This window comes from Phenylobacterium sp. (genome assembly GCF_044358365.1).
In the GTDB taxonomy this organism is placed as follows: domain Bacteria; phylum Pseudomonadota; class Alphaproteobacteria; order Caulobacterales; family Caulobacteraceae; genus Phenylobacterium.
In genome coordinates this window covers 22,417-46,134 of record NZ_JBIKNZ010000010.1, presented here as the reverse complement: position 1 = coordinate 46,134, position 23,718 = coordinate 22,417, and the positions used below count along the sequence as shown (strand labels likewise).

The 23,718-nt window shown below is 64.8% G+C and carries 24 protein-coding genes and 1 other RNA gene; 5 read left to right on the top strand and 20 right to left on the bottom strand.

The window, feature by feature from the left end; all coding sequences use genetic code 11:
* Positions 1–194 precede the first annotated feature (194 nt).
* The 8 genes from rnpB to ACIQ3B_RS04750 form a co-directional block, all read right to left on the bottom strand.
* An RNA gene (gene rnpB / locus ACIQ3B_RS04785) (RNase P RNA component class A) lies at positions 195–592 on the bottom strand.
* 50 nt (positions 593–642) lie between these two features.
* Entirely contained in the window at positions 643–1,248 is a 606-nt protein-coding gene (locus ACIQ3B_RS04780) for an FMN-binding negative transcriptional regulator (RefSeq protein WP_397400182.1), read from the bottom strand.
* Positions 1,248–1,967, bottom strand: coding sequence for an N-acetylmuramoyl-L-alanine amidase (locus ACIQ3B_RS04775; RefSeq protein ID WP_397400181.1), 720 nt, complete (start codon positions 1,965–1,967; stop codon positions 1,248–1,250). Before ACIQ3B_RS04775 ends, ACIQ3B_RS04780 begins: the two co-directional genes overlap by 1 nt.
* Positions 1,964–2,857, bottom strand: coding sequence for a DMT family transporter (locus tag ACIQ3B_RS04770; RefSeq protein ID WP_397400180.1), 894 nt, complete (start codon positions 2,855–2,857; stop codon positions 1,964–1,966). Before ACIQ3B_RS04770 ends, ACIQ3B_RS04775 begins: the two co-directional genes overlap by 4 nt.
* 94 nt (positions 2,858–2,951) lie before the next feature.
* Positions 2,952–4,094, bottom strand: coding sequence for an acyl-CoA dehydrogenase family protein (locus tag ACIQ3B_RS04765; RefSeq protein ID WP_397400179.1), 1,143 nt, complete (start codon positions 4,092–4,094; stop codon positions 2,952–2,954).
* A 41-nt stretch (positions 4,095–4,135) separates the two neighbouring features.
* The gene (locus tag ACIQ3B_RS04760) at positions 4,136–5,341 is read right to left on the bottom strand and encodes an acyl-CoA dehydrogenase family protein (RefSeq protein ID WP_397400178.1); all 1,206 of its coding nucleotides are present in this window, start codon (positions 5,339–5,341) and stop codon (positions 4,136–4,138) included.
* A gap of 103 nt (positions 5,342–5,444) precedes the next feature.
* A complete protein-coding gene (locus ACIQ3B_RS04755; RefSeq protein ID WP_397400177.1) occupies positions 5,445–6,362 on the bottom strand; it encodes a TonB family protein in 918 nt (305 codons plus the stop codon).
* A gap of 131 nt (positions 6,363–6,493) precedes the next feature.
* The gene (locus tag ACIQ3B_RS04750) at positions 6,494–6,829 is read right to left on the bottom strand and encodes a hypothetical protein (RefSeq protein ID WP_397400176.1); all 336 of its coding nucleotides are present in this window, start codon (positions 6,827–6,829) and stop codon (positions 6,494–6,496) included.
* A 169-nt stretch (positions 6,830–6,998) separates the two neighbouring features.
* Here ACIQ3B_RS04750 and ACIQ3B_RS04745 point away from each other — a divergent pair, with 169 nt between their 5' ends.
* From ACIQ3B_RS04745 to ACIQ3B_RS04735, 3 genes are all read left to right on the top strand, one after another.
* Positions 6,999–7,427, top strand: a complete 429-nt coding sequence (locus ACIQ3B_RS04745; protein WP_397400175.1) for a PaaI family thioesterase — start codon at positions 6,999–7,001, stop codon at positions 7,425–7,427.
* The gene (locus tag ACIQ3B_RS04740) at positions 7,424–7,630 is read left to right on the top strand and encodes a DUF1289 domain-containing protein (RefSeq protein ID WP_397400174.1); all 207 of its coding nucleotides are present in this window, start codon (positions 7,424–7,426) and stop codon (positions 7,628–7,630) included. The genes ACIQ3B_RS04745 and ACIQ3B_RS04740 overlap by 4 nt, the downstream gene beginning before the upstream one ends.
* A gap of 105 nt (positions 7,631–7,735) precedes the next feature.
* Positions 7,736–8,242, top strand: a complete 507-nt coding sequence (locus ACIQ3B_RS04735; protein ID WP_397400173.1) for a TIGR02281 family clan AA aspartic protease — start codon at positions 7,736–7,738, stop codon at positions 8,240–8,242.
* Here ACIQ3B_RS04735 and dusA read toward each other — a convergent pair.
* The 5 genes from dusA to ACIQ3B_RS04710 form a co-directional block, all read right to left on the bottom strand.
* Positions 8,168–9,205: a tRNA dihydrouridine(20/20a) synthase DusA gene (gene dusA, locus ACIQ3B_RS04730; RefSeq protein ID WP_397400210.1), complete on the bottom strand. Its 1,038-nt coding sequence runs from the start codon at positions 9,203–9,205 to the stop codon at positions 8,168–8,170. The two genes, ACIQ3B_RS04735 and dusA, sit on opposite strands and share 75 nt — an antisense overlap.
* A gap of 73 nt (positions 9,206–9,278) precedes the next feature.
* Positions 9,279–10,346, bottom strand: a complete 1,068-nt coding sequence (locus ACIQ3B_RS04725; protein WP_397400172.1) for an LLM class flavin-dependent oxidoreductase — start codon at positions 10,344–10,346, stop codon at positions 9,279–9,281.
* Positions 10,343–11,257: an aldo/keto reductase family oxidoreductase gene (locus ACIQ3B_RS04720; protein ID WP_397400171.1), complete on the bottom strand. Its 915-nt coding sequence runs from the start codon at positions 11,255–11,257 to the stop codon at positions 10,343–10,345. Before ACIQ3B_RS04720 ends, ACIQ3B_RS04725 begins: the two co-directional genes overlap by 4 nt.
* Before the next feature lie 139 nt (positions 11,258–11,396).
* Positions 11,397–12,401 (bottom strand): LacI family DNA-binding transcriptional regulator, encoded by a 1,005-nt coding sequence (locus tag ACIQ3B_RS04715; RefSeq protein WP_397400170.1) that lies wholly within the window; start codon positions 12,399–12,401, stop codon positions 11,397–11,399.
* Positions 12,402–12,478: 77 nt separating this feature from the next.
* Positions 12,479–13,282, bottom strand: a complete 804-nt coding sequence (locus ACIQ3B_RS04710; RefSeq protein WP_397400169.1) for a potassium channel family protein — start codon at positions 13,280–13,282, stop codon at positions 12,479–12,481.
* A 145-nt stretch (positions 13,283–13,427) separates the two neighbouring features.
* On the opposite strand from ACIQ3B_RS04710, the gene ACIQ3B_RS04705 reads away from it, so the two are divergent.
* Positions 13,428–14,909, top strand: coding sequence for an amidase (locus ACIQ3B_RS04705; RefSeq protein WP_397400168.1), 1,482 nt, complete (start codon positions 13,428–13,430; stop codon positions 14,907–14,909).
* Here ACIQ3B_RS04705 and ACIQ3B_RS04700 read toward each other — a convergent pair.
* The 3 genes from ACIQ3B_RS04700 to ACIQ3B_RS04690 are packed head-to-tail and all read right to left on the bottom strand — an operon-like array spanning position 14,906 to position 16,387.
* A complete protein-coding gene (locus ACIQ3B_RS04700) occupies positions 14,906–15,466 on the bottom strand; it encodes a GNAT family N-acetyltransferase (protein WP_397400167.1) in 561 nt (186 codons plus the stop codon). The genes ACIQ3B_RS04705 and ACIQ3B_RS04700 overlap by 4 nt on opposite strands.
* A complete protein-coding gene (locus ACIQ3B_RS04695; protein WP_397400166.1) occupies positions 15,466–15,999 on the bottom strand; it encodes a GNAT family N-acetyltransferase in 534 nt (177 codons plus the stop codon). Before ACIQ3B_RS04695 ends, ACIQ3B_RS04700 begins: the two co-directional genes overlap by 1 nt.
* A gap of 16 nt (positions 16,000–16,015) precedes the next feature.
* On the bottom strand, positions 16,016–16,387 hold the full coding sequence (locus ACIQ3B_RS04690) for a VOC family protein (protein WP_397400165.1): 372 nt from the start codon (positions 16,385–16,387) through the stop codon (positions 16,016–16,018).
* A gap of 115 nt (positions 16,388–16,502) precedes the next feature.
* On the opposite strand from ACIQ3B_RS04690, the gene ACIQ3B_RS04685 reads away from it, so the two are divergent.
* Positions 16,503–18,881 (top strand): penicillin acylase family protein, encoded by a 2,379-nt coding sequence (locus ACIQ3B_RS04685; protein ID WP_397400164.1) that lies wholly within the window; start codon positions 16,503–16,505, stop codon positions 18,879–18,881.
* Positions 18,882–19,043: 162 nt separating this feature from the next.
* Here ACIQ3B_RS04685 and ACIQ3B_RS04680 read toward each other — a convergent pair whose 3' ends face one another.
* From ACIQ3B_RS04680 to ACIQ3B_RS04665, 4 genes are all read right to left on the bottom strand, one after another.
* Positions 19,044–21,131: a TonB-dependent receptor plug domain-containing protein gene (locus tag ACIQ3B_RS04680; protein ID WP_397400163.1), complete on the bottom strand. Its 2,088-nt coding sequence runs from the start codon at positions 21,129–21,131 to the stop codon at positions 19,044–19,046.
* Between the two features lie 110 nt (positions 21,132–21,241).
* A complete protein-coding gene (locus ACIQ3B_RS04675) occupies positions 21,242–21,934 on the bottom strand; it encodes an SDR family NAD(P)-dependent oxidoreductase (RefSeq protein WP_397400162.1) in 693 nt (230 codons plus the stop codon).
* A 4-nt stretch (positions 21,935–21,938) separates the two neighbouring features.
* A complete protein-coding gene (locus ACIQ3B_RS04670; RefSeq protein ID WP_397400161.1) occupies positions 21,939–23,111 on the bottom strand; it encodes an acetyl-CoA C-acetyltransferase in 1,173 nt (390 codons plus the stop codon).
* A 94-nt stretch (positions 23,112–23,205) separates the two neighbouring features.
* Positions 23,206–23,709 (bottom strand): GAF domain-containing protein, encoded by a 504-nt coding sequence (locus ACIQ3B_RS04665; RefSeq protein WP_397400160.1) that lies wholly within the window; start codon positions 23,707–23,709, stop codon positions 23,206–23,208.
* Between the last annotated feature and the right edge of the window lie 9 nt (positions 23,710–23,718).

Here is a 23,718-nt window from a genome sequence, read left to right as displayed (position 1 = left end):
ATCAAATGGGTTTCAATGACACTTGCTGACGAAATGAGGCAAAAACAAAGATCTCGTGCGACACAATGGTTAATGAAAAGCAGTTATCCACAGAACATACTCGGAACCTGTTAACCATTGTGGGCAAGTATAGTTGCCAGGCTACAGACACGTTGCCGCAGTGGCAGTGTCGTCCATCACGGATGAGGGAAGAGTGGATCAGACGGCCTGTAAGCCGGGTTCTGTGCCGCCCCCTTGCGGAGACGCGGCGATCATTCCTCTGGACCGGCCCTTGCGGGACGGTTCTCGCGACCTACCCGGAGCCCTCAGGCCGGCGACGGCCCTACCGGATTTCTCCGGCGCGGGATCCCTATTCGGTCTTGCTCCTGGCGGGGCTTGCCATGCGGCCCCTGTCACCAGGGACCCGGTGCGCTCTTACCGCACCCTTTCACCCTTACCGCGCCGTAGCCCCGAGGGGCGAAGGCGGGCGGTCTGCTCTCTGTGGCGCTATCCCTGGGGTCACCCCCGGTGGGCGTTACCCACCGCCATGTCGTCGTGGAGCCCGGACTTTCCTCGACCCCCTTGCGGGGACCGCGACCGCCCGGCCGTCTGATCCGCGCGGACCATGGTCGCTGCGGGCGCCCGGGTCAACGCCCCAGGCGTTCAGGCGTCCTCGTCCCGCATCAACCCGGCCACAGGATGATCGCCAAGGCCAGCCGCGGCCCCGGCTCGATCCATAACCCCTTTGTTTTGGCTCAGTTTGAACGTCCCCTCCAGCCGTTCGATGCTGAGGCGACATCCCAGAATGGCCGTGTGCATTCGCTCGAAAACACCGGAGCTCATCTTGGCCCGGGTCCACGGCGCCTTGGGTAGAAGCCGCGCCTCCTCCTGTGCCGACAGATCGTCGAGTAGGGTGGTAAGGCTGTTCTCATCCAGAGCCGTGACGCTCCCCTCGGCCTCGACCGAGACATAGTTCCAGGTCGGCACCTGGTCGACGCTCTCATACCAGTCCGGACTGATGTAGGCGTCCGGTCCCAGGCCCAGCAAAACCCCCCGAAACCCGCCGGCCAACGCCGTGGCGAGTGCGTTGCCTCGCGAAAGGTGGAAGTCCAGCGCCAGACCCCCGGACAAGCTCCGGATAACCACGGGCGCCTGGGCGATCAGCGGACGGCCCTGGGGCGCCGCAGCCAGCGTCATGAACGGATGGGCTCCGATCCAGGCCAGCAGTCTCTGTTCGTCCTTGACGGCAAACGCCGGGGCCGGATGCATCAGGTCGAAATCCTCAGCAGGGCAATGAGCCGCGCGCGGGTCTCCCCATCCGCAATCCCATCCACCTTTTCGGGCCGCCAATGCCGCTGGAAGGCGCGCACCGCGACCGTCGTGGGCGCATCAAATCGGCTCGACGGCGGCAGGTCAAAGCCCAGTCTGGTCAAACCGGCCTGCAAGGCGAACACCGCCGCCCCCTCTTCCCCCTCGCCGATCGGCGCGCCGGGCGCCGGCGGCCACTCGGCCCAGAGCCCATGCCCCGCCTGAGCCAGGCGTTTCCAGGGAAACAGCTCACCAGGATCATCCTTGCGGTCGGGCGCCACATCGGAGTGGCCTACGATGTCGCGATCCTCGATATCCCAGCGGCTGCGGATGTCGGCCACCAGTGCGATCACACTCTCGATCTGGGCGTCCGGAAATTGGCGATAGCCCCACTCATGCCCTGGATTGACGATCTCGATACCGATAGACTCGCCGTTCACGTTGCGCCGGCCACGCCAGTAAGACACACCGGCATGCCAGGCCCGGCGCTCTTCGGCCACCAGCCGGAACACCCGACCGTCCTCCTCGACCAGATAGTGTGCCGAGACCTTCGCATCCGGATCGCACAACCGCTCCAGCGCCTCCGGCCCGGTCTTCATGCCGGTATAGTGCAGCACCAGCATGCTGGGTGGCGCCGTCCGCGTGTCGAAGTTCGGCGAAGGCGCCTCGATGATGTTCATTTCAGCCGGCTCCGGACCGCCATCAGCATCGCCATGATCTGATTGCGCCGGAGCGCAATGACAAGCACGCCGCTGATCGCCAGCGCGCTGCCGATGATCATGCGGGGTCCAAAGGGGTCACCCAGCAGCACTACGCCCATCCCGATGGTGATCAGGGGCGTCATGAGCGTGAGCGCCGAGATCAGGTTGGCCTCATACTTCTGCAGGAGCATCACGTAGCTGGTGTGCGCGAACAGCGACACGATCAGGGCCGAAAACAGCAAGGCGCCCAGGAACGGCCATCCGGCATGCAGGGCTATATCGACCTGCCCCGGCTCCAGCCAGGCTGACAGGGCCGCCAGCGGCCATACGGAAGAGAAGCCCACCCAAGCCTGAAAGGTCAGGGGCCGCATGCCCTCGATCTGCTTGGTCATCACCGCGCCCAGCGACGACATGAAGGTGGCCGCCGCAACCAGCAGCAGGCCTGTTGAGATCTCCAGGCCGTGCGGATCAAAGATCACGATCACGACGCCGGCGAACGTCAGGCCAATCCCGAAGCCGCGCCAGAGCCCGATGCGCTCGTGCAGCATCAGCACCGACAGCAACACCGTCATCGGAAGGCCCAGTTGGAACACCACCGAAACCGCCGACGGTGTCGACATTTTCAGGCCCACGAACATCAGCGCAAAATTGCCGCCGCCCATCAGCAGCGCCGTCACCACCAGCCGCCAGATCGGCCTCGGCGCCGGACGCAGGAACGGGATCAGCACCAGAGTCAGGATCGCGAACCGCGCCGCCGCATAGAAAAGCGGCGGCACTTCAAGCCCGCTCACCACATACTTCGACAGTATATTGTTGAAGGCCCACACCAGGCACATCAGGATCAGAAGCGCGAAATCGCGAAGGGCCATGGGCCGGGGTTACGTTGCGCCGGGCTGCGGGGCAACTGCTGGTCTTGCTCTACCCGCTCCCGCACTGTTGCGGGAGGGGTAGGAAGGGCCTGGCTTAGGCCGCCTTGCCCAGGCTCAGGCGCTCGTAGCGGGCCAGGTGGTGGTCCACCGATCCGAACGCACTTTCGATCATGGTGGCGCGCTTGAAGTAGTGGCCGATGGCCATTTCGTCGGTCATGCCCATGCCGCCATGCAGCTGGATGGCGTTCTGGCCGACAAAGCGGCAGGCCTTGCCGATCTGCACCTTGGCGGCCGAGATCGCCTTGGCCCGCTCAGCTTCGTCGGTGACCTTGATGTTGGCCATGTAGGTCATCGAGATCGCCTGTTCGACATTGATGAACATGTCCACCATCCGGTGCTGCAGCACCTGGAACGAGGAGATCGGCGCCCCGAACTGCTTGCGTTGCTTGGTGTATTCCACGGTGCCGGTGTGCAGCTTGCTGAGCACGCCGCATGCCTCGGCGCACATGGCGGTGATCGTCTCATCGACAACCTTTTCCACCAGCGGCAAGCCGTCGTCGACGGTTCCGATCAGGGCGTCGGCGCCCACCGAGACGTTCTCGAAATAGACTTCCGAGGCGCGGTTGCCATCAACAGTGGGATAGTCGCGGGTTGTCACACCCTTGGCGGCCTTGTCGACAAGGAAGACCGAGATCCCGCCCGCATCGCGCTCGGCGCCGGATGTGCGGGCCGTGACGAACAGGTGGGTGGCGAAGGGCGCGCCCATGACGACGGCCTTGTGGCCGTTCAGGATCCAGCCCGCGCCGTCCTTTTTCGCCGTCGTCGCCACCGAGGCAAGGTTGTAGCGGCTCTGCGGTTCGGCCTGGGCGAAGGCGAACAGGTTCCTGCCCTCAATGATGCCGCCGATCAGATCGGCTGCGCCAACGTGGCCCGAATGCTTCAGGAAGCCGCCGCCGATCACTACCGTGCCGAGGTAGGGCTCGACGACCAGTGCTTTACCGAACTCTTCCATGACGATCATATTGTCGATAGGACCACCGCCCAGACCGCCAAGATCCTCAGAAAACGGCGCGCCCAGAATACCCAGTTCCTCAGCAAACGCCTTCCAGACTTCTGGCCGCCAGCCCGGCTCCTTCGACACCGCCGCGCGGCGCTTGTCGAAATCATAGTGGTCGGTCAGATAGCTGGCGACCGTGTCGCGCAGCATCGATTGTTCTTCGGTGAAGCTGAAATCCACGGGTGCGTTACTCCGTCAGGTCGTTTCTTGTGGAAGGTGGCTTAGAGGCCCAGAACGGCTTTGGCGATGATGTTGCGCTGAATTTCGTTCGAACCGCCGTAGATCGAGGTCTTGCGACCGTTGAACATCTCGCCGGCCAGACCATCAGAATAGTCCGGTCCGATACCCAGATTGTTGCCCTGCAGGTCGCGGAGGAACGGCGCGCCATAGTGGCCCACCGCCTCCAGCGCCAGCTCCTGCAGGCGCTGCTGGATCTCGGTGCCCTTGATCTTCAGGATCGAGCTTTCCGGGCCGGGGCCCTTGCCGCTGCTCTCACCGGCCAGGGTGCGGAGCTCGGTGAACTCCAGAGCCGTCAGGTCAATTTCCAGCTCGGCTACCTTGCGCTTGAAGAAGGCCTCGTCGATCAGCGAGCCACCCACGTCCGAACGCTCGGTGCCAGCGATGGTGCGCAGCTTTTCGAGGTTGCGCTTGGAGCGCGCCACGCCGGCGATGCCGCTGCGCTCATGGGCCAGAAGCGCCTTGGCGCAGGTCCAACCCTGGTTTTCGTGGAAAATGCGGTTCTCGACCGGCACCTTCACATTGTCGAGGAAGACGTCGTTGACCTCATGACCGCCTTCCAGGGTGATGATCGGGCGCACCGAGATGCCCGGCGCCTTCATATCGATCAGCAGGAACGAGATTCCCGACTGCGGCTTGGAGTCCGGGTCCGTCCGCACCAGGAAGAAGCCCCAGTCCGCATGCTGGCCCAGGGTCGTCCACGTCTTCTGGCCATTGACGATGTAGTATTCCTTACCGTCATCGGCGGTCATCCGCTCGGCCTTGCACTTCAGGCTGGCGAGGTCCGATCCGGCGCCCGGCTCGGAGTAGCCCTGACACCACCAGATGTTGCCGTTGTAGATGTCGGGCAGGAAACGCTTCTTCTGCTCCTCGGTGCCGAAGGTATAGAGAACCGGAGCCAGCATCGACACGCCGAAGGGCAGGATGCCAAGGCAGTCAGCGCGAGCGGTCTCCTCGGACCAGATGTATTTCTGCGTGGGCGTCCAGCCGGTACCGCCGTGTTCCACGGGCCATGAAGGCGCCAGCCAGCCCTTCTTGGCCAGCACCTTGTGCCAGAGAAGATACTCTTCCTTGGTGAGCGCCCGGCCCTCGTCCTGGGCGGCGCGCAACCGGGCGGGATAGTTGTCCTTGATGAAGGCCCGGACCTCGTCGCGGAAGGCGTTTTCTTCAGGCGTGAAATCGAGGTTCATGAGCGTCCTCCGCAGGCTGGCTTACAGCGTATGTGTATGGCGAATGCCTATACCCGTATGTCGGGCGGGTGAAAAGATGACCCTTACGTAAGCGGAACGGAGCTTAACGCGGCGTTGAGAAGCGTATCGGAATCCGGACGGTCCCGCCTTCGACCGGCTGTCCATCTCTTGTCATGGGGCGCATCAGGAATTTTGGCATGAGTTCGAGCGCGGCCTTGCCAAAGCCCACACCGGCTGGAGCCTCCTCAAGCACCTGGCAGTCAGTGAGCGTGCCACCGACAGCAACCTTGCAGCTTGTCATCGCCATGCCATCAATTTCTCGCCGCAGCGCCCCAGCAGGGTAAACTCGAACTAAGTCCGCGAAAGTTGGCTTCCGAATCCAGTCCGGCACGGTGATGATGCTCGCCAGGCCAGGGCCTGGCACGGTCGCGTTCGGGTCCTTGAACTCGAAGACAATAGACATTCTCCCCATCTTGCGCGGGGTTGCCGGCAAGGTAGTCGCCCCTGCCAACTGCATCGCTGCGGTGGATGCCGACCCCGATGTGCTGGACTCCACAAAGCAGTTGTCGAGCCGCAAAGCCCTGTACCGGCAACTCAACGAGGCATGGCCGGCCTTGACGACCGCATGGTCGACACCGATCGGATTTGCGCGGAGATCATCGGGCAATCGAAAGTAGAGCGGAATTCGTACTTTGCGGTCTGCACGATCTGACCCTGTCGGCAAGTCAGAGCGCATCGTGAAGTAGGGGCTCAAGCTGAGCGCGGCTTGTTCAAAGCCAGCTTGACGCGGGTCCGCCTCGTCCACAGCACAACCACCAAGGCCGCCGTCCAAACCAACGTCACACGCCAGTGTTGCGCGCCCCGAAAGAAACTCCTTCTCAGCGGACTTCGGATGCGCCCGTCGGAAATCCTGGGGGCCGGGCGATCTGAGCCACAACGTAGAGCGAGGGCTTACTGGTTCTACTGCAGGCTCGGCCGCGTCAACCGCCTGAAGCGTCACTGCCATGACAATTCCGAGCATTCCGCGCCCCTCAGATCGTTGACGCGAAGCTTAGGGTTGAATGCCGCCGCACCGCTACCCCTGCCGCGAAAAGAAAAAACGCGCCGGCGGACCGGCGCGTTGGCTGAATGCTGGCTAGTTCGGCGTGGAGTCTATTGCTTCGACGTTTCAGCCCCGCGCGTCATCAAGGCCCGACAGGGACCGGTGAGTTCAGCGGTCAGGCGGGCCTTGCGGTCTTCGCTCCTGGCCTCTCGCCTGGCGCGTTGAAATTCGTTTGACGCGCGTTCCTGGACGTAGGGCATCCGCGCCCCGCGATCAGCCTTGATGAACGCCTCTATGGCCGCGGGGTCGACGGCTGTGCTGAGCGTGGTGGCCAGGCCCTTGCAACGGTTGGCCTTGATATACTGCAGGTCGGTCATGCTCTCAGTGGCTGAGGCCGAGCCGGCGGCAAGCGTGGTGGCGATCAGCGCAAAAACAGCGAACTTCATTCAGACTCTCCTTCGAAACAGGGAGAAAAAGAACTTGTTTCATCTCCATATTCAAATGAACAACCAGAAATAATCTGTATTTCTGGATTAATGATGAATAATGGTACGTGCACGTTACATGTGTGACATCGCTCTTGTCACACCAGTGGTTCCGGGCTCAGAAAGCAGCATGGCCATCTTCACACCGAAGCTCGACGTCGATGAGCTCAACGCCCTCTTCCGCCGAGCCTTTCCCGGCGCGGGACAGGCGCAGACAATTCTGGTGACTTCGGTCATGCCGGGTCGCATCGCCATGACCGGCGCCTACCGCGAGGGCTTGCTGCGCCCCGGCGGCGTGATCTCTGGCCCGACACTGATGTCGCTGGCCGACTCGGCGGCCTACGCGCTGGTGCTGGCGCACATCGGCGATCAGCTCATGGCGGTGACCTCGCAGCTCAACATGAGCTTCCTGCGCGGCGCCCCGCCCGGCGACATGCATGCCGAAGCGGAACTGTTGCGGCTGGGCCGCAGGTTGGCCGTCTGCGACATCCGGATCTGGACCGAGAGCCCGGACCGGCTGGCGGCCCAGGCCAATGTCACCTACGCTATTCCCGGATGAGCGCCGCCCCTGCCCCCATAAAGACCCCCTGCATCAAGGTCTGTGTCGTCGACGGCGAGAGCGGTCTTTGCATGGGCTGCTATCGCAAGCTTAACGAGGTTGCTGCCTGGGGCCGCCTTGATGACGCCGAGCGCGACGCGATCATGGCCTCTCTACCCGACCGACGCCGCCTGATCCGCCCCGAGAAGCTGGCGATGTTCTGAGTTTACACCTCGGAAACCCTGCCGGTTCACGGCTTCCCAACCTCGATGTCCTAGCCTCCCGCCCGCAAGCCTGGCCGAAATGGTCGCTTCTCCGGGTGATGTCGGGTGTCTTCTCTCGTTAAACTGATCGTAGCGTCCACTCTGGCGGCGATGGCAGGAGCCAGCGCTGTCGCGGCGATGGACCCAGCGCCGCTGCGAATCGCCCGCTTCGAGGTTCAGGGCTTTGCCCCTTCCGCCCCGAAGTCCGGGACCGGCGCGGTCGCCAAGGCCGCCGACGGCCATTTCTGGGCCAACGCTGACGTGAACGGCCAGCCCGTTCGGTTTCTTGTGGACACCGGCGCAACCGCTGTGGCGCTGACGCCTGCCGATGCGGAAAAGCTGGGCTTCAAGCCGGCGGATCTGAAGTACGGCTACAATGTCACCACGGCTACGGGCTCAACGCGGGCCGCGGCGGTCACCCTAACCTCGGTCTCGATCGACGGCGCCCGGCTTAAGGACGTCAAGGCTCTGGTTGTAGCCGAGGGGCTGGACGTGTCCCTATTGGGCATGAGCTATCTGGGCCGCCTCACCCGCTTCGAAGCCACTCGCGACACGCTGCGCCTGCAGCCCTGAGACCGCGGCCAACGCCTGGTCAATCACCTCAAGGCCCGCCCCCGGCTTCACCCCCTCGACGGTGAGGATCCTCCGCCAGGTTCGGGCGCCGGGCGCGCCGTGGAACAGTCCCAGCATGTGGCGTGTCATGGCAGCCAGGTGCGTACCGCGCGCCAGTTCGCGGGCCACATAGTCCTTGTAGAGTTCCACCGCCTCAAACGGGCCCTGTCCTGCCGACCCACCAAAAATGCGGGCGTCTACGTCGGCCAGGATCGCTGGGGTATGGTAGGCTGCCCGGCCCAGCATCACCCCGTCCACATGAGCCAGATGCGCCTCTGCCTCGTCCAGCGAACCGATCCCGCCATTGATAACGATGGTCAGATCCGGCCGCTCCCGCTTCAACCGCCAGACCAGCGGATAGTTCAGCGGCGGCACGTCCCGATTCTCCTTTGGCGACAGCCCCTTCAGCAAGGCCTTGCGCGCATGCACCACAAACAGCTTCACGCCGGCTTGCGAGGATAGCTCCACCAGCCGGAACAGGCTCTCCTCCGGGTCCTGGTCATCCACCCCGATTCGGCACTTTACAGTCACCGGGACCGACACCGCCGCACCCATGGCCGCCATGCACTCGGCCACCAGCTCCGGCTCGCGCATCAGGCACGCGCCGAACCGCCCCGACTGAACCCGGTCCGAAGGACAGCCGACATTCAGGTTGATCTCATCGTACCCCTCCGCCTCGCCGATGCGCGCGGCCGCGACGAGGTCTTTTGGGTCCGAACCGCCGAGCTGAAGGGCTACCGGGTGCTCGGCAGGATCAAAGCCCAGCAATCGCCGCCGGTCGCCATGCAGCACCGCTCCGGTCGTCACCATCTCCGTGTAGAGCAGGCTTCGCCCCGTCAGGGTGCGATGCAGGACCCGGCAATGGCGATCCGTCCAGTCCATCATGGGGGCGACGGAAAGGCGATGGGGCTGGAACTGGCTCAATGGGCTTGCGGGTTCGATCTCTTTCGACACCGACGCTAATACGCCGCTTCAGTCGCCTAGGCGACCCACCCCCTCAGACCAGCGGCCCGTGGTCGATCTTCGGCAACACATGGCGCGCAAACAGGTCCGCCTCCGCCGCGTGTGGATAGCCGGACAGGATGAATGCCTCGATACCCATGTCGCGGTAGTCGTTGAGTTTGGCCAGTACCTGGTCTGGATCGCCGACGATCGCCGCGCCACAGCCTGAGCGGGCCCGGCCCACGCCGGTCCAGAGATTGGCTTCGGCGTAACCGTCATCGGCTGCTGCGGCCTCGCGCAGGGCGGCCTGCGCCTGCACGCCGACCGACGTCGAATCCAGCGACTTGGCGCGGATGGCGTCGCCGGTCGCTGCGTCCAGTTTCGAGAGCAGCCGGTCGGCGGCGGCGCGGGCCTCGGTCTCTGTGTCGCGCACGATCATGTGGGCGCGGTAGCCGTACCTCAGCGTCCGCCCGTATTTGGCGGCGCGCGCGGTCATATCGGCGATGATGGCCGCAATGGTTTCCTTCTTGTCCGGCCACATCAGGAAGACGTCGCAACCCTTGGCGGCGGCCTCGCGAGCGTCCTCGGACAGGCCGCCAAAGTACAACAGCGGCGCCTTGCCCGAGAGTGTACCGATCCGGGGCGGGTCCAGCTTGAGCTTCCAGAATTCGCCATCGTGATCCAGCGGCTGGCCATTCAGCATGGTCTTCAGGATGCTCATGGCCTCGACCGTGCGGGCGTAGCGCGGCGCTGACGCCAGCTTCTCGCCGGGCATGTCGGAGGAGATGATGTTGACGGTCAGACGACCGCCCAACATGCGGTCAATGGTGGCGATCTGACGGGCCAGCTGCGGCGGCCACATTTCGCCGATCCGCACCGCCATCAGCAGGCGCATGCGCTTCAGCAACGGCGCGATCCCGGCGGCGAAGGCGGTGGTGTCAATGCCCAGTTCATAGCCCGACGGCAACAGGATGTTGTCGAACCCGCCAGCCTCGGCCTGCATCACGATGTCCCGGCAGTGCTCCCAACTGGACCGCAGCATGGGGTCTGGCACGCCCAGAAACTCATAGTCGTCATCGCAGAGCGCCGAGAACCAGCTGATCTCGCAGGGCGGGCGGGTCATGGCAGGGGCTCTCCAGTGGCGGCGACCAGAACCTCGTACCAGTCGGCCCGGGTCCAGGCGGGCTTGTAGGCGTCGGGGATTTCAGCAATCCGCGCCGGGGTCTGGGTGCCAACGATAGGGATCGGCCGCGCCGGGTGAGCCATGATCCAGCTATAGGCCGCAGCCGCCCGGGAGACGCCGAAGGTTTCCGCCTTCACATCCAGCGCCCTGGCGGCGGCCTGACTGCGGGCGTCCTTCGGGTCGCCCAGACGCCCTTGTCCAAGCGGTGACCACGCCAGCACGGCCATGTTGCGCGCCATCGCCTGATCCAGAATCCCATTGCTCAGCGGCGCCGTCGCTAGCGGAGAGAATTCCGGCTGGCAGCTCACGATGGGCAATGCGCTGTGGGCGGCCAGGGCCTCGACCTGCGAAGGCGTGAAGTTGGACACGCCGATCGCACCGATCTTTCCGGCCTTGTGCGCGGCTTCCAGGGCCCGCGCCACCTCGGCCGGGTGGGTCAACATGTCCGGCCGGTGAATCTGCCAGAGCGCCACATGATCCAGGCCCATGCGCTTGAGTGACGCGTCGATGGCCGACGCCAGATAGCCGGCGCTTGAATCGTAGGGAACACCCATGCTGATCCCGCCCTTGGTGGCGATCACCATGTGTTGGGCCATCGCCGGGTTGGCGGCCAGCACGCGGCCTAGCAACAATTCGGCGGCGCCAAAGGGCTCGTTGTTGTCTGGACCGTAGATGTCGGCGGTGTCGAACAGGGTGACACCGGCGTCGAGGGCGGCCTGTACGCGCGCTGAGGCTAATTCAACGTCGTCGCCGGCAAAACGCCACATGCCCCAGGCGACCGATGAAACCATCGGACCGCCCTCGTACAGCGGTCGGCTGGCGGCAGGCTGAGGTAGAATGCTGGTCGTCATGCTCGATGCGGTCCCTGGGGCATTTTCAGTCACTTATCTGAGTTCGACAGTCGACGGTTCATCGTATGATAGCGCTGTCATACAGATAAGCCCCGCCTTGTGACGTTGGCAAGACGACCGGGCGAGAAACCGGAGTTTGTCAGCTTACCCTGGGCCCTGCCGTGGACGCACGGATCACAAGCTCATGAGGGAGACGGCGGTGCACGACCTCGTCGGTGGCGTCAAACAGCAGCCCGGCGGCGGCATAGGCCAGCTCCCGCGTCGGCTGCCGCACCGTGGTCAGGGGCGGCCAGAGCTGGCTGGCCAGCGCGGTATCGTCAAAGCCCACGACGGACAGGTCGCCCGGCACCGAAAGTCCCCGGCGGTGGGCCACCGTGAGCACGCCCGCGGCCATGTCGTCATTGCTGGCAAATATCGCTGTGGGCGGCTGGGCCAGATCCAGAAGCACATCCCCCGCCGCCTCCCCTGATGCGAAATCAAAAGCGCCGGGCCGCACGTACTTCGGCTCGAATGATAACCCCGCGCGATCCAGGGCACGACGGTATCCAAAGAGGCGCTGATCACTGGCCGTATGGTTGGTGTGGCCGATGATGAACCCGATACGCCGATGACCGAGCGCGATCAGGTGCCGGGTCATGTCGTCGGCCGCCTGCACGTCATCCATCGAAACCGACGAACTGCGGTCGTAGTCCGTGCCAGGCGATATCCGTACATAGGGGATACCGCGCTGTTCAAGCTCCTCCAGCGCGCCCGGCGCGTCCGTCACCGGCGAGGAAAGGATCACACCGTCCACCTGGGTCTGGTCGATCAGGCCGCCGATCTCGCGCGCCAGATTGGGCGAAGCCACATCGGAGGGCTGGGCCAGCAGGCGTACTCCCTCCTCGATGCATCGCGCCCAGACGCCGTTCTGGATCTGGTGAATGTAGTGAGGGCTGTGATTGTCGTAGATCAGGGCGATCTGATAGCTGCGCTTGCCCGCCAGGATACGCGCCGCAACGCTGGGCCGGAAATTCAGTTCCGCGACCGCCTTCTCGACGCGCAGCCGGGTCGACTCGGAGACATAGCGCTCCTTGTTGAGCACGCGAGAGACGGTCTTCATCGAGACCCCGGCGATAGCCGACACGTCCTTGATCGTGGAAGCCATGGTCTCCTGCCCTTCGGCGCACGATGTCGCGTCCGGACCCTTAAAGCCTTTCAAGGCCGTGGGAAATCGCTGTGCGGCTATTCCTCGTTGGGAATGTTCAGCACCAGGCCGCAGGCCTTGCAGTGCACCGCGTCGGCATCATGCCGCGACAGACCGCAACTGGGACAGGGGAAGTAGACCTTGTAGGGCCGGATCAGGGTCTGGGCCAGTCGCACAAAAAGGGTGATGCCGCTGATCATGATCATGATCGACAACAGCTTTCCCCAAACGCCAGGCAGGGTGATGTCGCCGAACCCGGTAGTGGTCAGCGCCGTAACGGTGAAATAGAGCGCATCGACATAGCCCTCGATGCCGGGGTGGGTCCGGGCAAAGCTCGTGTAGACAAAGCCCGTGGCCACGAAGACGAAGGTGACCATGGTCGACAGCGCCTTGGACACCTCTTCCCAGCGCGTTCCGTCGTAGCGGCGTCCAATCGTCGTCCAGAAGAGCTCACTGTGGAACAGCGACCAGATGCGAAGCACGCGCAAGAACGCCAGGTTGAACAGCCAGAACGGGAACAATAGCGTCGCCAGGACGAAGAGATCGATCCAGGTCGCCGGTTTGCGGATCCAGTCCTTCAGTCTGTCGTGGGCCAGAGCGCGCGCGCTGACCTCAACCGCCATGACGAGGGCGATTGCATAGTCGACGACCAGATAGCCGGGGTACTCCTTCAGGAAAGGTGAGGCGATGAAGAAGGCGATAAGCAGCAGATCAACGGCTATGACCCAGTAGCGGAAGCGGATCGCGCCGGGCGTGGCGCCGAAGTAGAGCTCGCGAAGCCGGGCGCGCAGGTGCGACATCCCGGGCGTGGCCGGTGTTTTCTGACTGACCGGATCTGCCACGCCGTTGTCTCCTGTCGACTCTGTCCGGCGAACGTTACCGTTCATGCCGCCGCACGACCATGGCGCCGTTGGTCATTGCGCGTCGTTGCTCACGTAGCCAAGCTGTGCCTCGGCCGGAAGCAACGACGCCCTGCAAGGAAGAAACATGAGCCAGATCACACGTCGCGCCCTGGGCGGACTTGGCCTTGCCGGCGTGGCCGCCCAGGCCTTTGCCAAAACCCCGGCCCTGAAGTCGGCCTGGCCGGACGCCACGGAGACGGCGGCGATGATTCGATCCGGCAGGATGTCGGCGCTGGAGGCGGCAAAGGCAGCCGTGGCTCGGGCGGAGCGCCTGCAGCCGAAACTGAACTTCCTCGTGGCCTCGGACTTCGACCGCGCCCTTGAACGCGGCGAGATCGCGGCGATGACCGGACCGTTTGCCAGCGTACCGTTCCTGATCAAGGACCTGGACGACTACAAGGGGCTGCCGACGCGCTCGGGCTCGCGCACCATGCTGCGGATGCCGCCAGCGACGCGCCAGGACGCGCTGATCAACGCCTACGACAAGGCCGGCGTCAATGTGATCGGCAAGTCATCAACACCGGAGTTCGGGTTTCTCCCGACCACGGAACCGACCGGCTTCGGGCCGACGCGCAATCCCTGGGACCCCGACCGGTCTTCGGGCGGCTCGTCCGGCGGCGCTGCGGTGGCCGTGGCCTCAGGTGTGGTCCCTTTCGCCCACGCCAGCGACGGCGGCGGTTCGATTCGCATCCCGGCGTCCTGCTGCGGTCTGTTTGGTCTCAAGCCATCGCGCGGGCGCATGCTGGGAACCCGCGGCGACACGCAGGTCACGAACATCAACGTTTCACATGTGGTCAGCCGCAGCGTCCGAGATTCCGCCGCGATGTTCGCATTGACCGAAGACCCAGGTCCGAACGCCCAGCTCCCCGCTGTCGGCCTTGTGACCGCGCCGCTGAAACGCCGTCTTCGCGTCGGCGTGGTCATGAACGGCGTCGCCGGCGTCGCGTCTTCGGCTGAAGTTCGCTCTGCCACCGAGAGTTCGGTGCAACTGATGGAGAGCCTGGGTCACCAGGTGATTCCGACCGCCTGGCCCGTCGGCCAGGATTTTATCGATGACTTCCTGCTCCTGTGGGCGGCCGGCGCGGCCGATCTGGCGGAAACGCTCACCAAGGTCATGGGCCACCCACCCGGACCAGACGCGCTGGAAGGCTTCAGCCTGAGCATGGCCGAGATGGCCGCCAAGGCGCCCAAGGACGCCCTGCCGCAAGCGATCCGGAAGCTTCAGGCGGCCGCCAGTGCCTATGATCGCTGGTTCATCGACAACCGGTTCGATGTTGTCCTGTCGCCCGTACTGGCCTGGGCGCCGCCCCTGCTGGGTCATGTCGGGCCGGACCTGCCGTTCGAAACCCTCAAGGCGCGGCTCATCGAGTACGTCGGCTATACCACTCAGCACAATGTCGCCGGCGCACCTGCCATGAGCGTGCCGCTCAACTGGACGCCCGGCGGCCTGCCGGTGGGTACCCAGTTCGCCGCCCGCGTCGGCGGTGAGGGTCTGTTATTCCAGCTGGCGTACCAGTTGGAAGTCGCGCGGCCCTGGGCGCACCGGATGCCGGCCATCCACGCCTAAAGCGGGATTCGATAGCGCAGCTTGACGCCCTCACCATAGGCCGGTGGCATGTCGAACGCTTCGACCAGATGGCCGCCATTGTTGGTGATCACCTTCTGCGAGGCGATGTTGTCGGGATCCGTTGTCAGCTCGACCCAGGTCAGGCCTTCAGCGCGGGCGTCGGACAGCAGCAGACGCAACGCCTGACTGGCGTAACCGCAGCCGCGCTTCCAGGGGACGACGGCATAGCCCATATGGCCAAACACATGCGCCGGCAGCTCACTGGTCCCCGGCTGCCAACGAAACCCGATCGACCCGCAGAACGCCCCATCCCAGAGCCAGCGATTGTACCCTGGCAGGCGCTGCGCCTGACTGCCGTCCGGTAGCGTGATCGGCGCGCCTCGGGCCTCTATATCGTCCAGCGAGGCCACGAACCCTGCCGCGTCGCGCGCGATCCAGGCCAGGTCAGAACTGATCGTCTTCTCGAGACCGATGTTGTCCCGCGACCATCCGCGCTCCAGGGCGTCGACGAACCCCGGCAGGGTCTCCAGCGACGGTTTCAGCAGCTGAAGAGCCATCAGGACCAATCCATATCCGGACGCGCGACCCAGACCAAACCGGTCCAGGCGGCAGCTGTGTCGTCGTTGGCGATAAAGTCACGACCCTGGTCGCGCGCCAGCCCGAGGCGGGCCATCACGGCCTGCGAGCGGATGTTGTCGGACGCCGTGTAGCTGAGCACCTCATCCCAGCCGTGACGCCGAAAGCCGTCGCGCAGCGCGGCCCGGGCGCCTTCCGAGGCATACCCCGCACCCCAGGCGGAACGCGCCAGGCGCCAGCCGACTTCGACGCCCGGCGCGACCGGATGCGTCAGCCAGATCGGCATCACGCCGACATAGCCCAGAAAGACGCCATCCAGGCGCTCCAACGCAAATCGCGAAAAGCCATGCGTTTCAAACGCAGCCGCATAGCGGTAGAACTTCGCATCACTCTCGACGCGGGTCAGAGGACCGCCATAGTCCGCCATGACCTCCTCGTCGGAGTGCATGGCGGCCAGCGGCGCGCGGTCGCTCTCTCGCCAGGGCCGCAGACGAACGCGCGCCGTTTCAATCATTTCCGGCCCTTCGCCGTCAGCCCATGTTGAAAATGCAGACCTTGTTGCCGTCCGGGTCCCGGACATAGGCGCCGTAGAAGGTGGGTATGCGCTGTCCGGGAGGGCCGTCGCAGGTTCCGCCTGCGGCGACGGCGGCGGCGTGCGCGGCGTCGACCTGTTCCTTTGTGCCGGCGGGCAGGCCGAACATCGTGCCATTGCCGGCGGTCGCCGGCTGTTCGTCATAGGGCTTGCTAACCGCCAGCATCCCGGGCGTTTCCTTGCTGCCGTAGAACTGCATGCGATCGCCGTTGGCGAAGGTGCGCCGGCCGCCCAGCGGCGCCAGCAGGGCGTCATAGAACTTGGTCGCGCGTTGCAGGTCGTTGGTGCCGATGGTTGCGTAGCTGATCATGTGAAATCCTCCCGATGAATAGCGACCCTAACGGATAACCTGCACGTAAGCGCAAGCGTTGCGTGACAGCGCGGGTCCAATGGTTTCAAACTCGGTCCAAACGGGGAGTGCGACGATGGTTCGGGGGACAGGGTTTCTGGCGGCGCTGACGATGCTGGCTGGCGCCGCGCACGCGGAGGTTTCAACCGCCGTCCGGCAGGAAGACCGCACGCTGGCCGGGCTCGCCCAACCCGCTGAAATGATCATCGACCGGTGGGGCATCCCGCATATCTATGCCCAGAGCGCTCGCGACGCCTTTTTCCTCCAGGGCTACAATGCGGCGCGAGACCGCCTCTGGCAGATCGACCTGTGGCGAAAGCGCGGGCTGGGTCGACTTTCGGCCAGCCTGGGTCCGGCCTATGTGGCTCAGGATCGCGCGGCGCGACTGTTCCTCTATCGCGGTGACATGGCGGTGGAATGGGCGGCCTATGGACCGGGCGGGCGTGAATCCGTGGAGGCCTTCGCTGCCGGGATCAATGCCTATGTCGCCGAGGTCCGGACTGGCAAGCGCCCCCTGCCCGTCGAATTCGGCCTGACGAAGAGCCAGCCCGAAGACTGGAAGCCCGAGGATGTGCTGCGCATCCGCAGCCACGCGCTGGTGTCCAACGTGACGTCCGAGGTGGCCCGCGCCCGCGTGGTTTGTGCAGGCGGCGTTGAAGCTGACGCGCTGCGCCGCAAGCTGGAACCCGCCCACAAGCTGAGCGTGCCCAAGGGCCTAGACCCCTGCGACGTACCGGCAGATGTGCTGAAGGACTATATGCTGGCGACCGAGCCGGTGAACTTCAAGGCTCTGGCCGACGCCAGGACCGCCGAGGTCGACACGGACATCAAGCTCGCCGAGGTGATCGATCGCCGGGCGGCGGAAGGCTCCAACAACTGGACGATCTCGGGCGCGCGCACGGCCACAGGTCGGCCGATCCTGGCCAATGATCCGCACCGGCCCGTAGGCGTGCCAGCGCTGCGCTACATCGCCCATCTGGAAGCGCCCGGTCTGTCTATCATCGGCGCTGGAGAGCCGGCGCTGCCGGGCATCTCCTTTGGCCACAACGGGACCACCGCCTTCGGCATCACCATCTTCTACATCGATCAGGAAGACCTCTACGTCTACGAAACCAGAGGAGCCACCTACCGCTACAAGGGCGGCTGGGCGCCGATGACCACGGTCCGCGAGACCATCGAGGTCAAGGGCGAGGCGCCTCGCGAAGTCGAGCTACGCTTCACCCGGCATGGTCCAGTGGTGTCGGAGGACTCCGCCAGGGGCCGAGCCTTCGCGATACGCACCATCTGGGGTGAACCGGGGTTGGCGGGCTATTTCGGCTCGGCCCGCATGTGGCGCGCCAAGGGCTGGGAGGACTTCCAGACCGCCCGCAACAAGTGGGGCGCGCCGCCGCTGAACCTCGTCTATGCCGACACCTCCGGCGAGGTGGGCTGGTCGGCGGCGGGCCGCACGCCGGTGCGACCCAACTGGGACGGACTTTTCCCGGTGCCGGGCGACGGACGCTATGAGTGGAAGGGCTTTCTGGAGGATGGCGGCCTGCCGGTCAGCCGCAATCCGGCGGCCGGTTTCTTCGCCACCGCCAACGAGATGAACCTGCCCGCCGACTATCCGCGCGAGCAGCGCAAGCTGAGCTATGAATGGGCGGACGCGACCCGATCGGTGCGGATCAAGGAAGTGCTGGCCGCCACGCCCAAGGGCACCCTCGCAGACTCCATGGCCCTGCAGACCGATGCTGTCAGCGCCCAGTCTCGCCGTGGGATCGCGCTTGTCCGGACATTGGCCTCGGCCGATCCCGAGGTCGCCCGCGCGCTGGATACCCTGAAGACCTGGGATAGCAACCTCGCGGTCGATAGCGCCGCCGCCGCCATCTATGAAGTCTGGGCCAACAAGCATCTGGGACGGGCAACCGTCGCCGTCGCGGCGCCAGAGGCCGTGCGGGAGATGATCGGTAACAGTTCGCCTGACCCGATCCTGACCTGGCTCGAGGCTGCGCCGCCCGCCATCCGCGACCCGATCCTGTTGTCGAGCCTGGCCGCCGCTGTCGCAGAATTGAAGGTCCGGCTGGGACCGGACATGTCCACCTGGGCCTGGGGGCGATTGCATGTGGCGCGGTTCACACCCGCCAGCGCCGCCCTGGCGGGACCGGAACTCGCTGCCCAGATGAGCCTCGGCCCCTTGCAGATCCCGGGGTCCGCCTCATCGCCTCGCGCCGCCACCTATTCCATGAGCGATTTCAGCCAGACGGCCGGCGCCTCGGTGCGGTTCGTGATGGATGTCGGCGCCTGGGACAACTCCGTGGCCATCAACACGCCGGGCCAATCCGGAGACCCTTTGAGCCCGCATTATCGGGATTTGTTCCCGCTCTGGGCAGCGGGCGGCTACGTGCCGCTGCGCTACAGCCGCGAGGCGGTGAACCGGGACGCCGAAACGTTGGTGCGGTTCACGCCGGCGCAATAGGTTCGCCCCAGGGCGGAGCGAATAGGCCAGCCTGTTCGGAGGGCGATGTCGCAGAAAGTCGCGGAACGGGATGCCGGAGACTGCGGCTTCATTGGAGCGGCCTCCTGGCCACGATGTGATGTCCGCCGAGGCCTTGGGCGAACAACCGGTGAGTGGATTGACTTAACCGCCCAGCGTCTTGCGCACCCGGACGTTCACGCTGCCGCGCCATTCCAGATCGCGCACGTCGGTGTAGTCCAGCCGGCCCAGATTGCGGGGCCCGATGAATACCTCGCGGATGCGCTGGGAATTCCGGAAAGTGACGCCATTGGCTTCGATGCGAACGGACAGATCCTTGCGCGGCTTGAACTCGGTGAACAGAACCACCCAGGGCGAGAACTTCTGGGTCTCGATCTCCGCCAGCCTGTAAAAGCGTTCGCGGTACCCGCCGATCACGTCGACACCCCAGGTCGCATTTAGCCGGGGCAGGTCCTGGCTGTAGTGGACTTCCCAATCAAGAGGGTGCGCCGCCGAGATCTCCCGCGAGCGGCCATCCAGCGGATCGGTGACCTTGGTGTCACGCCAGGTGGCCTGGGTTTTCAACTGGGCGGCAGGGACGCCCAGGCGATCCAGCGGCAGGGTCACGCTGGCCTGAATTTCGGTCTTGGTCCCCTTGCCGATATTGTCCGGGCGATCGGCGGCAGGCAGTCCCGTGACCGGATTTCGGATTATCGCGCCGGACGCGTCGCGTGCGGGGCCGCGATCGACGGTGTCGTTGATTGCAAAATGGCGCACCGTCAGGGCAGCCGATCCGGCCCCCCAGAAACGCTGCTCCAAGGCCGCCTCATAGACCCAGGCCTGCTGGGGCGTCAGGTCGGGATTACCCGCCACGACCGTACCGGTCGCGGCCACATTCGACGACGCCACGAAGTCGTCGAAGTTGAGCTGGCCGACTTCCCGTTCCACCCTCAGGCGGACCTGGCCGTTCTTGTAAGGAACCCAGGTAATCGCTGCCCTGGGCTTCAGGAAGTTTTGCGACTTCTTCAGGCTGACATCACCCGCCGACGTGACGCGTGACGCCTCCTGACGCAGCCCCATATCCATGGAGAACGCCGCCGACGGCCGCCAGGTCCCGCGCAGAAACACCTCGCCGCGCAACTCCTCGACCTGCACGTTGGCGGCAGGCACCAGAACGGCGCGATCGTTAACGGTCAGGTCCGTCGCGCTATCCAGCTTGTTGAAGGCACCCTCCGCCCCGGTTTCAAAGGTCAGGTCCGCAAAGCCTTTCACCCGGAACTGCACCCGCCCGACGCTCTCCGAGGTCTTCCGGTCCGACAGGAAGTCCCGGGTCAGCCCCGGCCCCTCAAAGCGAACATCCGTCACAAGCTTGCCGAACGACTGGAAGGCCACGCTTTCAAGAGAAACGTGCTCGTTCAGGACGCGGGTAAAGCGCCCCCCGAGTTCCAGTTGCTTTCGCTGGATGTCGTTGAACTGGTACTCGAGCCCCGCGGCGCTGCGATAGTGGTCGTAGATCTCTGTCCAGCCAGGGTTGACCTGCAAAGTGCCCGTTAGCCGCACCTTGCCACCCAACAGAGGCGTCTCGTAAGCGCCGTTGGTGTACATCCGAACGCCAAAGCCGAAGGCCTCGACCTGGGATTTCAGGCGCACGGTGTTGTCGGCGTTGTATCGGGTTCGCGGCCCGACGCCGAGGTCCGGGTTAGGCATGTGCCCGCTGCCAAACACCTGGCTGAACTCCGCCGAGCGCCCGCCCGGCCAGCTCCATTGCCCCTCGAACCGTAGGCTCGGCAGTACCCTTCCATTGTAGACGAAGAACAGAGCCGGTGAGACGGCGCCCCGAAACCCGGCAGCCTGACGACGCACCACATTGGCCAGTATGGTGCGGCCTTCCATGTCGATTCCCGGCGCCCCGCCGCGGATCAGCTCGATGCGCTCGACGCCGCCTGCAGGAATGCGTTTTAGGATTTCGTCCAGCGAATCGGTCTTGGAAACCGGCGTCTGACCGTCGATCAGGACATTGCCGCCGGCGCCGGCGAGGCCACGCACAGCAGCGCCCTTGTCGAAGGCGAAGCCGGGAACCCGCAAAACCATGTCGTAGGCGTTGGCTGGCTGGGATTCCGCGAAAAAGCTCGGGGGATAGGCGATGACCCCACGCGCCGCATCCGCCGCAAGCGGAGTCGACGGTGCGGACGCTACGGGCGCCGCCTGAGGCGCGGCTGCCGTTGCCGCCGCCAGCATCATAGAACCCAGCATTGGGGTCCCCTCCCTGCCGATAGTCTCTCCTACTTCGCAGGATCGAGCTATGGGTGATCAGTTACAGCCGTGAAATGCGAAGGGCAGACCCGGCCGATCCGGCGCAGTCCTTAAACCCGCCCGGTTACCGGGATCAGCGCACCGGTCACCCCGCTGGCGGCCTCGCTGGCGAGAAACAGGATTACAGCCGCCAGTTCGTCCGGCGCGACCCAACTGCCGAAATCGGCCTGGGGCATATCGACCCGGTTGGCTGGCGTGTCCAGGATCGACGGCAACACCGCATTGACCGTGACACCATCGGCCTTCAGCTCTTCAGCCAGGCTTTGCGTGAGGCTGTGGACGCCGGCCTTCGAGGCCGCATATGGCCCCATGCCAAGCGAGGCCTTGAGCGCCGCGTTGGCGCCGACGTTGACGACCCGACCAGCGGAACTACGGCGCAGGTGGGACGTCGCTGAACGACTGATGTTGGCCGCCGTCTGGACATTCATCAGGAACATTTTGTACCAGCTGTCGAACCCGCTGGCCTCCAGCGTTTCCCACCTGAATCCGCCTGCAATATTGAGCAGCGCATCGAGACCGCCAAAACGGTCGGCGACCGCGTCGACCGCCGCACCCGCAGCGATCGTGTCGGTGAGGTCAACGCCGCCGAGCACCAGAACATCCGGGCCATCCGGCAAATCCGGCGGCGGCGCCTTCGCAAAATCGATCAGCGCCAGCCTTGCACCCTGCGCCGCCGCAGCCCTCGCCACGGCGGACCCGAGAACGCCGAACGCGCCAGTAATGGCGATGACGCGTCCGACCAAAGGGCTAGAGCCTCTCGACGATGGTGACGTTGGCCAGGCCACCGCCTTCGCACATGGTCTGCAGGCCGTACTTCTTGCCGCGCGCCTGCAGGGCGTAGAGCAGCGTCGTCATCAGCTTGGTTCCCGAAGCGCCGAGCGGGTGGCCCAACGCAATGGCGCCGCCGTTGACGTTGACCTTGGCATGATCGGCGCCCAGCTTCTGGATGAAAGCCACCGGCACAGAAGCAAAGGCTTCGTTGACTTCGAAAAGGTCAATGTCGTCGATCGACATTCCGGCCCGCTTCAGCGCCCGCTCGGTCGCCGGGATCGGGGCTTCCAGCATGATCACCGGGTCATGGCCCAGCAACGACAGGTGATGCACGCGGGCCATGGGGGTCAGGTTGTGTTCCTTGAGCGCGCGCTCCGAGACCACCATCACGCCCGAAGCGCCGTCACAGATCTGGCTAGACGTGGCCGCCGTGATCCGGCCGCCCTCCTGCAGTAGCTTCACGCCGCGCATACCGTCCAGGCTTACGTCGTAGCGGATGCCTTCATCACTGTCGTGGCGGACGGCATTGCCTTCGGCGTCCATGCCGTCGAGCGCCAGGATCTCATCACGGAACGCACCGGCCTGGGTGGCGGCGATGGCACGCTGGTGGCTGTGATAACCGTACTCGTCGAGCTGATCCTTGGTCAGGCCGTATTTGGCCGCGACCATTTCGGCGCCGGCGAACTGGCTGAACTGGATGTTGGGATAGCGGTCTTCCATGCGCGGACTCTTGGGCACGCCCATGCCCGCCTTGGCAGGAAGCATCACCGACATGCCCATCGGGGCGCGGGTCATGCTCTCGACGCCCGAGGCGATCACGACATCCATGGTGCCGCTCATCACCGCCTGGGCCGCGAACTGCAGCGCCTGCTGAGAGGATCCGCACTGACGATCAACAGAGGTGCCGGGTACGCTTTCGGGTAGCTTGGACGCCAGCACCGCGTTGCGCGCGATGTTGGTGCTCTGCTCGCCAGCCTGGGTGACGCAGCCCATGATCACGTCCTCGACAACGGCCGGGTCGATCCCGGTGCGGACGATCAGCTCGTCCAGCACGCTTCCGGCCAGATCCGCGGGGTGCCAACCGCGCATGCGGCCCCCTTTGCGGCCTCCGGCGGTGCGGGTTGCGGCGACAATATAGGCCTCGGCCATGGGAATGCTCCGTTCGCAGTGCGCCTTCCGGGCGCGACAAAAACCAGCCTACCGAAGGCGCCGCAACGTAAGACAACGCGGAGCGCCCTGCCTGTCAGACGGGGTGGGAGAACGTGGCCGCAAGGATGCGCTCCAGCCAGTCCCGATCCACAGCGTCGAACGCGGCAGGTCTGTCGGAATCCACGTCAAAAACGGCCATCAACGCCCCGTCTGGCCCAAACACCGGCGCCACAATCTCGCTGGCCGAACGTCCGTCGCAGGCGATGTGACCGGGGAAAGCGTGCACGTCTTCCACCAGCTGGATCGTCCTTGTTGCCGCCGCCGTTCCGCAGACGCCGCGTCCGAAGGCGATCCGCATGCAGCCGAGCGTACCCTGGTAGGGCCCCACAACCAGCTCGTCGCCCCTTAAGGGATCGACAACATAGAATCCCGTCCAGAAGTAGTGATCGAAGCTGTTTGCGAGCATCGACGTGACCGTCGCCATGCGCGCAACCACATTGGGCTCGCCCGCCAGCACCGCCGCGATTTCCTTTGCGACGACTTCATAGCGGCGAGCTTTCTCGTCCGGGAGGGTCAGGTCATTGAAGGCTTCGGCCATGCGCTGGCT

Coding starts and splice junctions, on each gene's coding strand:
- ACIQ3B_RS04720 (WP_397400171.1), bottom strand. CDS start 11,257: ATGACGACCAGCATTCTACCTCAGCCTGCCGCCAGCCGACCGCTGTAC.
- ACIQ3B_RS04740 (WP_397400174.1), top strand. CDS start 7,424: ATGAGCGCCGCCCCTGCCCCCATAAAGACCCCCTGCATCAAGGTCTGT.
- ACIQ3B_RS04715 (WP_397400170.1), bottom strand. CDS start 12,401: ATGGCTTCCACGATCAAGGACGTGTCGGCTATCGCCGGGGTCTCGATG.
- ACIQ3B_RS04695 (WP_397400166.1), bottom strand. CDS start 15,999: ATGATTGAAACGGCGCGCGTTCGTCTGCGGCCCTGGCGAGAGAGCGAC.
- ACIQ3B_RS04670 (WP_397400161.1), bottom strand. CDS start 23,111: ATGGCCGAGGCCTATATTGTCGCCGCAACCCGCACCGCCGGAGGCCGC.
- ACIQ3B_RS04680 (WP_397400163.1), bottom strand. CDS start 21,131: ATGCTGGGTTCTATGATGCTGGCGGCGGCAACGGCAGCCGCGCCTCAG.
- ACIQ3B_RS04750 (WP_397400176.1), bottom strand. CDS start 6,829: ATGAAGTTCGCTGTTTTTGCGCTGATCGCCACCACGCTTGCCGCCGGC.
- ACIQ3B_RS04725 (WP_397400172.1), bottom strand. CDS start 10,346: ATGACCCGCCCGCCCTGCGAGATCAGCTGGTTCTCGGCGCTCTGCGAT.
- ACIQ3B_RS04780 (WP_397400182.1), bottom strand. CDS start 1,248: ATGCATCCGGCCCCGGCGTTTGCCGTCAAGGACGAACAGAGACTGCTG.
- ACIQ3B_RS04745 (WP_397400175.1), top strand. CDS start 6,999: ATGGCCATCTTCACACCGAAGCTCGACGTCGATGAGCTCAACGCCCTC.
- ACIQ3B_RS04690 (WP_397400165.1), bottom strand. CDS start 16,387: ATGATCAGCTACGCAACCATCGGCACCAACGACCTGCAACGCGCGACC.
- ACIQ3B_RS04665 (WP_397400160.1), bottom strand. CDS start 23,709: ATGGCCGAAGCCTTCAATGACCTGACCCTCCCGGACGAGAAAGCTCGC.
- ACIQ3B_RS04685 (WP_397400164.1), top strand. CDS start 16,503: ATGGTTCGGGGGACAGGGTTTCTGGCGGCGCTGACGATGCTGGCTGGC.
- ACIQ3B_RS04770 (WP_397400180.1), bottom strand. CDS start 2,857: ATGGCCCTTCGCGATTTCGCGCTTCTGATCCTGATGTGCCTGGTGTGG.
- ACIQ3B_RS04755 (WP_397400177.1), bottom strand. CDS start 6,362: ATGCTCGGAATTGTCATGGCAGTGACGCTTCAGGCGGTTGACGCGGCC.
- ACIQ3B_RS04700 (WP_397400167.1), bottom strand. CDS start 15,466: ATGGCTCTTCAGCTGCTGAAACCGTCGCTGGAGACCCTGCCGGGGTTC.
- ACIQ3B_RS04705 (WP_397400168.1), top strand. CDS start 13,428: ATGAGCCAGATCACACGTCGCGCCCTGGGCGGACTTGGCCTTGCCGGC.
- ACIQ3B_RS04775 (WP_397400181.1), bottom strand. CDS start 1,967: ATGAACATCATCGAGGCGCCTTCGCCGAACTTCGACACGCGGACGGCG.
- ACIQ3B_RS04760 (WP_397400178.1), bottom strand. CDS start 5,341: ATGAACCTCGATTTCACGCCTGAAGAAAACGCCTTCCGCGACGAGGTC.